The organism is Ottowia sp., assembly GCF_035325765.1.
Lineage (GTDB): Bacteria > Pseudomonadota > Gammaproteobacteria > Burkholderiales > Burkholderiaceae_C > Ottowia.
In genome coordinates this window covers 1-8,778 of the sequence record NZ_DAOKZG010000072.1, presented here as the reverse complement: position 1 = coordinate 8,778, position 8,778 = coordinate 1, and the positions used below count along the sequence as shown (strand labels likewise).

At 69.8% G+C, this 8,778-nt stretch carries 6 protein-coding genes and 1 tRNA gene; 2 read left to right on the top strand and 5 right to left on the bottom strand.

The window, feature by feature from the left end; genetic code table 11:
* The coding region (locus tag PKA16_RS14960) for an efflux RND transporter permease subunit (protein WP_324404345.1) at window positions 1-2,053 on the bottom strand (2,053 nt) is incomplete at its 3' end.
* 21 nt (window positions 2,054-2,074) lie between these two features.
* Window positions 2,075-3,340: an efflux RND transporter periplasmic adaptor subunit gene (locus PKA16_RS14955; RefSeq protein ID WP_324404343.1), complete on the bottom strand. Its 1,266-nt coding sequence runs from the start codon at window positions 3,338-3,340 to the stop codon at window positions 2,075-2,077.
* Window positions 3,341-3,583: 243 nt separating this feature from the next.
* Here PKA16_RS14955 and PKA16_RS14950 point away from each other — a divergent pair, with 243 nt between their 5' ends.
* Together PKA16_RS14950 and PKA16_RS14945 are read left to right on the top strand one after the other, a co-directional pair.
* Window positions 3,584-4,222, top strand: a complete 639-nt coding sequence (locus PKA16_RS14950; RefSeq protein WP_324404341.1) for a TetR family transcriptional regulator — start codon at window positions 3,584-3,586, stop codon at window positions 4,220-4,222.
* A 28-nt stretch (window positions 4,223-4,250) separates the two neighbouring features.
* A tRNA-Arg gene (locus tag PKA16_RS14945) sits at window positions 4,251-4,326 on the top strand.
* Between the two features lie 219 nt (window positions 4,327-4,545).
* Here the strand turns inward: PKA16_RS14945 and PKA16_RS14940 are convergent.
* The 3 genes from PKA16_RS14940 to PKA16_RS14930 all read right to left on the bottom strand — a co-directional run.
* Window positions 4,546-5,667, bottom strand: a complete 1,122-nt coding sequence (locus PKA16_RS14940) for an MFS transporter (protein ID WP_324404347.1) — start codon at window positions 5,665-5,667, stop codon at window positions 4,546-4,548.
* A 216-nt stretch (window positions 5,668-5,883) separates the two neighbouring features.
* Window positions 5,884-7,413: a catalase gene (locus PKA16_RS14935; protein ID WP_324404339.1), complete on the bottom strand. Its 1,530-nt coding sequence runs from the start codon at window positions 7,411-7,413 to the stop codon at window positions 5,884-5,886.
* Between the two features lie 311 nt (window positions 7,414-7,724).
* Window positions 7,725-8,778: penicillin-binding transpeptidase domain-containing protein (locus tag PKA16_RS14930; protein WP_324404337.1), on the bottom strand; the 1,054-nt coding region annotated here is incomplete at its 5' end.

Genomic DNA, 8,778 nt, shown 5'->3' with positions numbered 1-8,778 from the left:
CGCGGTCCTGCAGGCGGAAGGTGAAGCCCGAGCTCACGCCCAGTTCCGGGATCGGCGGCGGGTTGAGCGGGAACACGAAGGCGTCCTTGATGCCGGCGAGCGCCATCATGGCGCGGCCCGCGACCGCCCCGGCGCCGTGCTCGGCACCCTTGCGCTCGTCCCAGGGCTTGAGCGTGACGAACGAGATGCCGGCGTTCTGCCCCTGGCCGGAGAACGAGAAGCCCATCACGGCCACCATGCTCTGCACCTCGGGTTGCGCGAGCAGGTAGTGCTCGACCTGCTCGACCACCTTCTGCGTGCGCTGCTGCGTGGCACCCGGCGGCAGCTGGATGTTGACCAGCACATTGCCCTGGTCTTCCTGCGGCAGGAACGAGGTCGGCAGGCGCAGGTACAGCCAGCCCACCACCGCGGCCAGCGCGAGGTAGACCAGCATCAGCCGACCGGTACGGCGCAGCAGGCGGACGACGACGCCTTCGTAGACTCGCGTGGCGCGCGTGAAGCGGCGGTTGAACCAGCCGAAGAACCCGCGCTTCTCATGATGGTGGCCCGCCTCGACGGGCTTGAGCAGGGTGGCGCACAGCGCCGGCGTGAGCGACAGCGCCATGAAGGCGGAGATGAAGATCGACACGCCCATGACGGCGGCGAACTGGCGGTAGATGTTGCCCGTGGAGCCCTGGAAGAAGGCCAGCGGCACGAACACCGAGATCAGCACCACCGTGACGCCGATGATGGCGCCCGAGATCTGGCTCATGCCCTTGCGCGTCGCCTCCAGCGGCGGCAGGCCTTCCTCGCTCATGATGCGCTCGACGTTCTCGACCACGACGATGGCGTCGTCCACCACGATGCCGATCACCAGCACCATGCCGAACATGGTCAGCACGTTGATCGACATGCCGAAGGCCAGCAGCGCGCCGAAGGTGCCCAGCAGCGCCACCGGCACCACGATGGTGGGGATGATGGTGTAGCGCCAGTTCTGCAGGAACAGGAACATCACCAGGAACACCAGGGCGATGGCTTCCAGCAGGGTCTTGACCACCTCGCTGATCGAGATGCGCACGAAGTTGGAGCTGTCGTAGGGAATGATCCAGCTCACCGTGGCCGGGAAGAACTGCTGCAGCTCGGTCAGGCGCGCGCGCACCGCCTGCGACGCCGCCAGCGCGTTGCCGGTGGTCGAGAGCTGCACGCCGATGCCCGCCGCCGGCTTGCCGTTCAGGCGCGCGGTCGAGGCATAGCTCTGCGCGCCCAGCTCGATGCGCGCCACGTCCTTCAGGTAGACCGCGGCGCCGCTGCTGTCGGCGCGCAGCACGATGCGGCCGAACTGCTCCACGGTGCTGAGCTGGCCCGGCACCACCACCGTGGCGGTGATGTCCTGGCCCGCCACCAGCGGCAGGTCGCCGATGGCGCCGCCCGAGACCTGGGCGTTCTGCTGGCCGATGGCGGCGGCGACGTCGGCGGTCGACAGGTTGAAGCTCTGCAGCTTGCTCGGGTCCAGCCAGATGCGCATGGCGCGCTCGGCGCCGAACAGCTGGGCCTGGCCGATGCCGGGCAGGCGCTGCAGCTCGGGCACCACGTTGCGCGAGGCGTAGTCGGTCAGCTCGTTGATGTCGTAGCCGGGGTCCGACGACGCCAGCATGGCGAACAGCAGGAAGTTGGAGCGCGACTTGTCGACCCGCACGCCCTGCTGCACCACCGCCGGGGGCAGTCGCGGCGTGGCGCGTGAGAGGCGGTTCTGCACCTCGACCTGGGCCAGGTCGGCATTGGTGCCGGGTTCGAAGCTGATGGTGATCGAGCCGCTGCCGTCGGCCTGCGCCACCGATTCCATGTAGGCCATGCCGGGCGCGCCGTTGATCTCGCGCTCGATCACCGACAGCACGGCGTCTTCCAGCACCTGGGCCGAGGCGCCCGGATACATGGTGTTGAGCACGATGGTGGGCGGCGCCACCGGGGGGTACTGCGCGATCGGCAACTGGGTGATCGCCGTCGCGCCCAGCACCATGACGAAGAGGGCGATCACCCAGGCGAAGATCGGGCGATCGATGAAGAACTTGGCCATGCGTCGGTCCTGATGGGCAGATCAGCGCGTGGCTGCGGGGGCGGCTTCAGCGGTGCCGGCGGCAGCGTCGGCTTCGGGTGCGGCGCCGGCCTGCGCGGCCGCGGGCCGGGCCGGCTGCCAGGGCACGGGCTTGACCACCTTGGCGCCCATCATCAGCTTCATCGCGCCTTCGACCATCACCTGCTCGCCGGGCTTGAGGCCACCGGTGACGATCCACTGGCCATCCTTGGCGCCTTCGATGCGCACCGGGCGCGGCGCCACCGCGCCATCGGGCGCGACCACCAGCACGCTGTCGCCCTGGCTGCCGCGCGTGACCGCCTGCTGTGGCAGCAGGATGGCCTCGTCCACCTGGGCCTGCTGTAGGCGCGCGCGCACGTACATGCCCGGCAGCAGCAGGCCGCGCGGGTTGGGCACCTCGGCGCGCAGGCTGACCTGGCCGGTGGCCGGATCGACCGCGAGATCGGTGAACAGCAGGCGGCCCGCCGTGCCGTAGGGCTGGCCGTTTTCCAGCACGATCTCGACGCGCGCCGCCTCGCCCTGGCCGGCGCGCGCAAGCTGGCCCGCGCCCAGCGCTTCGCGCAGGCGCAGCACCTCGTTGGCCGACTGCGTGATGTTCAGGTAGAGCGGGTCGACCTGCTGGATGGTCGCCAGCTGCGTGCCCTCCTGGGCGCTGACCAGCGCGCCTTCTGTGACCAGCGAACGCCCGATGCGGCCGCTGATCGGCGCCGTCACGGTGGCGTAGTTTCGGTTGATGCCGGCCGTGCGCACGGCTGCCTTGCCGGCCGCCACCTGCGCCTGCGCCGCCTTCTCGGCGGCCACGGCGGTGTCGTAGTCCTGCTGGCTCACGGCCTGCACCGCCACCAGCGGCTTGTAGCGCGCCGCCAGCGCGCTCGCCTGCGCCAGCGCCGCCTGCGCCTGGGCGAGCTGCGCCTGCGCGCTTTGCAGCGCCGCCTCGTAGGGGGCCGGGTCGATGCGGTAGAGGGTCTGTCCGGCCTTGACGTCGCTGCCCTCGGTGAACACGCGCTTCTGCAGGATGCCGGTGGCCTGGGCGCGCACCTGCGCCACGCGCGAGGCCTCCAGGCGGCCAGGCAGTTCGGTGCTCAGGCTCACCGTGCCGGGTTGCACCGCCAGCACCGCCACCTCGGGCGGCGGCATCTGGCCGGCGCCGGCCGGCCCGGCCCCTTTGCCCTGGTCACCCCCACAGGCGGCGAGCGCCAGTGCGGCGGCCGCACCGAGGAGCGCCAGCCGGCGCGAAGGAGGAAGGCGGAAGGCTTGCAGGATGGACATGGGGAAGGAATTCGGCTCGGAAATCAGGCAAGCCGTGCCTGCCTCTGGCAAGCACGGCTGGGAGGTGCCAATCACCACGCGTGGACCGCAGACAATCAGCCACGATCCGAACCGCTGGCGGCGGGTTCGACCCGCGGAACAGCAAAAAATTATACATACATCCGTGGATGTATGCGATAGAATTCGCTTTCGGATTGATTCGCGGGCGGTGATTCCCGCGTATTTTCCCCGTTTTCCAACACCATGGCTCGACGCACCAAGGAAGAAGCCCAGGCGACGCGCGAGGCGCTGCTGGACGCCGCCGAGCGCGTGTTCCAGCAGCGCGGCGTGTCGCGCACCGCGCTGTCGGACATCGCTCAGGCGGCCGGCGTCACGCGCGGCGCGCTGTACTGGCACTTCAAGGACAAGGCGGCGGTCTTCAACGCCATGATGGACCGCGTTGCGCTGCCCCTGGGCGCCGAGCTGGAAGGCCTGCTGGCGACAGGCGGCGACCCGCTGGCGCGCCTGTGCGAACACCTGCGCCGTGCGCTGCGCCAGATCGTGCATGACGCGCAGACGCGCCGCGTGCTGCGCGTGGCCATGCAGAAGGTCGAGCACACGGACGAGCTGGGCCCGGTGATCGACCGCCACATCCAGATGCACCGGCTCAACACCGAGCGCGAGCGCCAGGTGTTCGAGCGCGCCACGGCGCTGCGCGGCCGACCGCTCCCGGCGCCGGCCGACCAGTTGGCGCATGGGTTCTACGCCATGGTGCACGGCCTGATCTACAGCTGGCTGCTGGACGAGAGCTTCGACCTCGAGGCCACGGCCGCGGTGTCGGTGCGAGCCTTCCTGCGCGGCGTCGGGCTCGAGCCGGACCCGGCTGCCACCGCCTCACCCTGATCGGCGATAATGGCCGGCTGTCACCACAGCGGCTGTAGCTCAGTGGATAGAGTATCGGCCTCCGAAGCCGAGGGTCGTGGGTTCGATCCCCGCCAGCCGCGCCAATCCGCCTCCTGCGTCCGCCCTGGCTCGCGTCAGGGTGTTCTTGTCGATGCAGGCATGTGGCGCTTCGGCCCTGCGTGAATATCGGGGCGCGCCGCATGCCGCTGCGCATTCAGAAATGCGACGAATGGCGCAGGCTGGCACCGGCAGGATGAATGACCTTTGTCATTGAGGCACAGCGAGGTCATCCGTCATTTGTCACCCCAGCAAGGGGGTCTGCTTCAAGCCTGGATGTGCCGCGGCAGCCAGCGCCAGAACATCCAGGCCGCGACGAAGCCCAGGCTGCCGATGGCGGCGATACCGCCGGCCAGCGACACCAGGGCCGTCAGGCCGGACAGCAGCAGGGGACCGGCGCCGCCGCCGCCATCGGAGATGACGCGCCAGATGGCGAGGAACTCGGTGCGGCCGACGCGCGGCGAGGCGTCGGCGCCGATGGTGAGGATCAGGCCCGAGCCGATGCCGTTGCCCAGGCCCAGCACCATGCTGACGGCGAGCAGGCTGGCAAAGCCGGTGGTCAGCGGCAGCGCCAGGAAGCTGGCGCCCATGACGAGCATGCTCGGCAGGGTGATCCACAGCCGCCCCCAGAGGTCCATGATGCGGCCCGCCGGATAGAACAGCAGCATGTCGACGGTGCCCATGAGGCCGTAGATCAGCGCCGTGTCGGTCGCGTCCAGGCCGATGGATTCGGCCCACAGCGGGATCACCACCTGGCGGCAGGCGCGCAGGGCCGACACCAGGGCCGTGGCCAGGCCCAGGGTCAGGAACACGTGCGCGTAGGCGTGGATCTCGCGGCCGATGACATGGCGCGCGGACGGGCGGCGCCCGGCGCGTCGGGGCGCCTCCAGCTCGGGCACGGCGAAGGCGATCACCCCGGCGCCGGCCATGGCCAGGGTGGCGGCCCAGTAGGCGCCGGCAAGGCCGAAGACGTGGATGAAGGCCGCTGCGACGAAGGGGCCGATGAACATGCCGATGCGCACCGTGCCGCCCAGCGTCGACATGGCGCGTGCCCTGAGGGCCAGCGGCGCGGCCTCGGTGAGCCAGGTCTGGCGCGCCAGCTTGAACACCGCGCCGACCAGGCCGAGCGCGAACACGGCGGCGCCGAACAGCCACAGGCTGGGCGCCGCCAGGCACAGCAGCAGGGCCAGCAGGCCGGCGACGGCCGAGCTCACCATGGCGCGGCGCTCGCCCCAGGCGCTGGCCACCGCGGCGGCCGGCAGGTTGCCCAGCATCTGGCCGATCGGCACCAGGGCGACGATGAAGCCGGCCAGCGCCGCGCTGGCGCCGAGCTCGAGCGCGCTCAGCGCCAGGATGGGGTAGATCGCGCCCTCGGCGATGCCCAGCATGAGCGAGGGCCCGAAGGCGGGCAGGGCGATGCGGCGCAGGCTGAAGTCGGCATCCGGTTGGCCGCCGGTGGCGCGCGGGGGCACACGCGGGGCATCGGCTGGCGGCGGTTCCGGCTCGAGCGTGGGCATGCCCCGATCTTCGCAGGAGTCGCGCCAACGTGCGCGCGGCCAGGCACCGGTGCGGTGCCTGGCCGCGCAGGGCCCGAGGACCGGAGGTCAGGCCGGCAGGCTGACCAGCGGGTTGCCGTTCATCGGGTCGTCCTTCCTGGACGCCAGCGCCGTGGCGAGATCGATGCCCAGCGCCTTGGCCACCCCCGCGCCATAGGCCGGATCGGCCGCGTGGCAGTTGCGGATGTGGCGCATCTTGATGAAATCCAGCGCATCGCCCATGGCGCGTGCCGTGTTGTCGAACAGCGCCTGCTGCTGCTCGGGCCTCATCAGGCGGAACAGCTTGCCGGGCTGCTCGAAGTAGTTGGCATCATCCGCATGGAAGCTCCAGTGCTTCGCCTCGCCGTTGATCCGCAGCGGCGGCTCGGCGAACTCGGGCTGGCCCTGCCACTGGCCGAAGCTGTTGGGCTCGTAGTGCGGCAGGCCGCCGTAGTTGTCGTCCACGCGGCCGGTGCCGTCGCGGTGGTTGCTGTGCACGGGGCAGCGCGCGCGGTTCACCGGAATCTGGTGGTGGTTCGTGCCCAGGCGGTAGCGCTGGGCGTCGGCATAGTTGAACAGGCGCGCCTGCAGCATGCGGTCCGGGCTGACGCCGATGCCGGGCACCAGGTTGCTGGGCGAGAAGGCGCTCTGCTCGACGTCGAGGAAGAAGTTCTCGGGGTTCCGGTTCAGCTCGAACTCGCCGACTTCGATCAGCGGGTAATCGGCGTGCGGCCAGACCTTGGTGAGGTCGAAGGGGTGGTAGGGCACTTTCTCGGCGTCCAGCTCGGGCATGACCTGCACGTACAGGGTCCACTTGGGGAAGTCACCGCGCTCGATCGCTTCGTACAGGTCGCGCTGGTGGCTTTCGCGGTCCTTGCCGACGATGGCTTCGGCCTCGGCGTCGCTCAGGTTCCGGATGCCCTGCTGGGTCTTGAAGTGCATCTTGACCCAGAAGCGCTCGCCCTCGGCGTTCCAGAAACTGTAGGTGTGCGAACTGAAGCCGTGCATGTGGCGGTAGCTGGCCGGGATGCCGCGATCGCTCATGGTGATGGTGATCTGGTGCAGCGCCTCGGGCAGCAGCGTCCAGTAGTCCCAGTTGTGGGTGGCGCTGCGCAGGTTGGTACGCGGGTCGCGCTTGACGGCCTTGTTCAGGTCCGGGAACTGGCGCGGGTCGCGGATGAAGAACACCGGGGTGTTGTTGCCGACCATGTCCCAGTTGCCCTCCTCGGTGTAGAACTTCAGGGCGAAGCCGCGGATGTCGCGTTCGGCGTCGGCGGCGCCGCGCTCACCGGCGACGGTGGTGAAGCGTGCGAACATCTGGGTCTGCTTGCCGACCTTCTCGAACAGCTTGGCGCGGGTGTACTGGGTGATGTCATGCGTCACCGTGAAGGTGCCGAAGGCGCCCGAACCCTTGGCGTGCATGCGCCGCTCGGGAATGACCTCGCGCACGAAGTTGGCGAGCTTTTCGTTCAGCCAGTTGTCCTGGGCCAGCAGCGGGCCGCGTGGGCCGGCGGTCAGGCTGTCGCGGTTGGTCGCGACGGGGGCACCGAAGTCGGTGGTCAGGTGGGTGACCGGGCACTTCATCTTGTCTTCGCTCATGGGAAGCTCCTGCATCCAGGGTTGCGCGGGGCGGCTGCGGACCGCCAGGTAATCATAAGAACAACAAATGAAAAAGTGAAATCGATTGTTTTTATCGATGAAATAGGCGCGGACGAACGCCCGGCGCGCCCGCGCAGCAGGATGAAATCGGCTTCTCGCGGTGCATCGCATCACCCGCGACGCACGCAACGGCGCGGCTCAAAGGGCGGCGGAACAGGCCATCCGGCGCACCCGTGGCCGGGGTCTGCCGGGCCACCGGGTGCGTCCCCTTCCAGGGGGAAGGCGTGCCACGACTCAGGGGGGGCGTCACCTCACGGTGCGAGCGCCGCCGCCAGGGACGGGTAGACGTCGGCCACGCGGCGCGGCGTGCCGATCGGCGCGCTGGCCTGGCCACGCGCCATCGCCTGCATGTCTTCTTCGCTCGGCACCAGCCCGGCGACCCAGTAATCCATGACGCGTCGCACCAGCGGCGCGGCAGCGGCGGCGCCGAAGCCGGCGTTCTCGACGATGGCGGCGACGGCGATGCGCGGCTCGTCGGCCGGAGCGAAGCCGATGTAGAGCGAGTGGTCGCGCTGGTGTTCGGCCAGCTTGGCGGCGTTGTAGCGGCCCTTCTGGCTGATGGTGACGGCTTGCGCGGTGCCGGTCTTGCCGCCCGACAGATAGGGGGCGCCGTTGAACACCCAGCGCGAGGTGCCGTCCTGCGTCACGCCGACCATGCCGCGCAGCACGGCCGCGACGTTCTCGCGCTTGTAGCCGAGCCCCTGCCCGGCAGGCGTCGGCTCGTCGACGAAGCCGCCGTGCGCGGGATCGCTGCGGGCCTTGAGCAGGTGCGGCGTGTGCCGTACGCCGCCGGCTGCCAGCGTGGCCGTCGCGCTGGCGAGCTGCAGCATGGTGAAGTTGTTGTAGCCCTGGCCGATGCCCAGCGAAATGGTTTCGCCGGCATACCACTTCTGCTGCTCGGGGCGGCGGTAGGCGCGTCGTTTCCATTGCGTGGAGGGCAGGATGCCGCGCGCCTCGCCCGGCAGGTCGATGCCGGTGAGCTGGCCGAAGCCGAGCGGCTTCATGAAGTCGTGGATGGCGTTGACGCCCAGGTCGTTGGCGAGCATGTAGTAGTAGACGTTGCTCGACTTGACGATGCTGCGGTGCAGGTCGACCGGGCCCAGCGCGTGGCCGGAGCGGAAGGTGTGGCCGCCAAAGGTCCACGAGCCGCCGTCCATGATGACGGTGCCGATCTGGCGCTTGCCGGTCTCCAGGCCGGCCAGGCCCATGAACGGCTTGTAGGTCGAGCCGGTCGGGTAGGTGCCGCGCAGGGCGCGGTTGAGCAGCGGGCGGTCGATCGAGTTGTTCAGCTCGTCCCAGCTTTCC

Coding starts and splice junctions, on each gene's coding strand:
- PKA16_RS14950 (WP_324404341.1), top strand. CDS start 3,584: ATGGCTCGACGCACCAAGGAAGAAGCCCAGGCGACGCGCGAGGCGCTG.
- PKA16_RS14935 (WP_324404339.1), bottom strand. CDS start 7,413: ATGAGCGAAGACAAGATGAAGTGCCCGGTCACCCACCTGACCACCGAC.
- PKA16_RS14940 (WP_324404347.1), bottom strand. CDS start 5,667: ATGCTGGGCATCGCCGAGGGCGCGATCTACCCCATCCTGGCGCTGAGC.
- PKA16_RS14955 (WP_324404343.1), bottom strand. CDS start 3,340: ATGTCCATCCTGCAAGCCTTCCGCCTTCCTCCTTCGCGCCGGCTGGCG.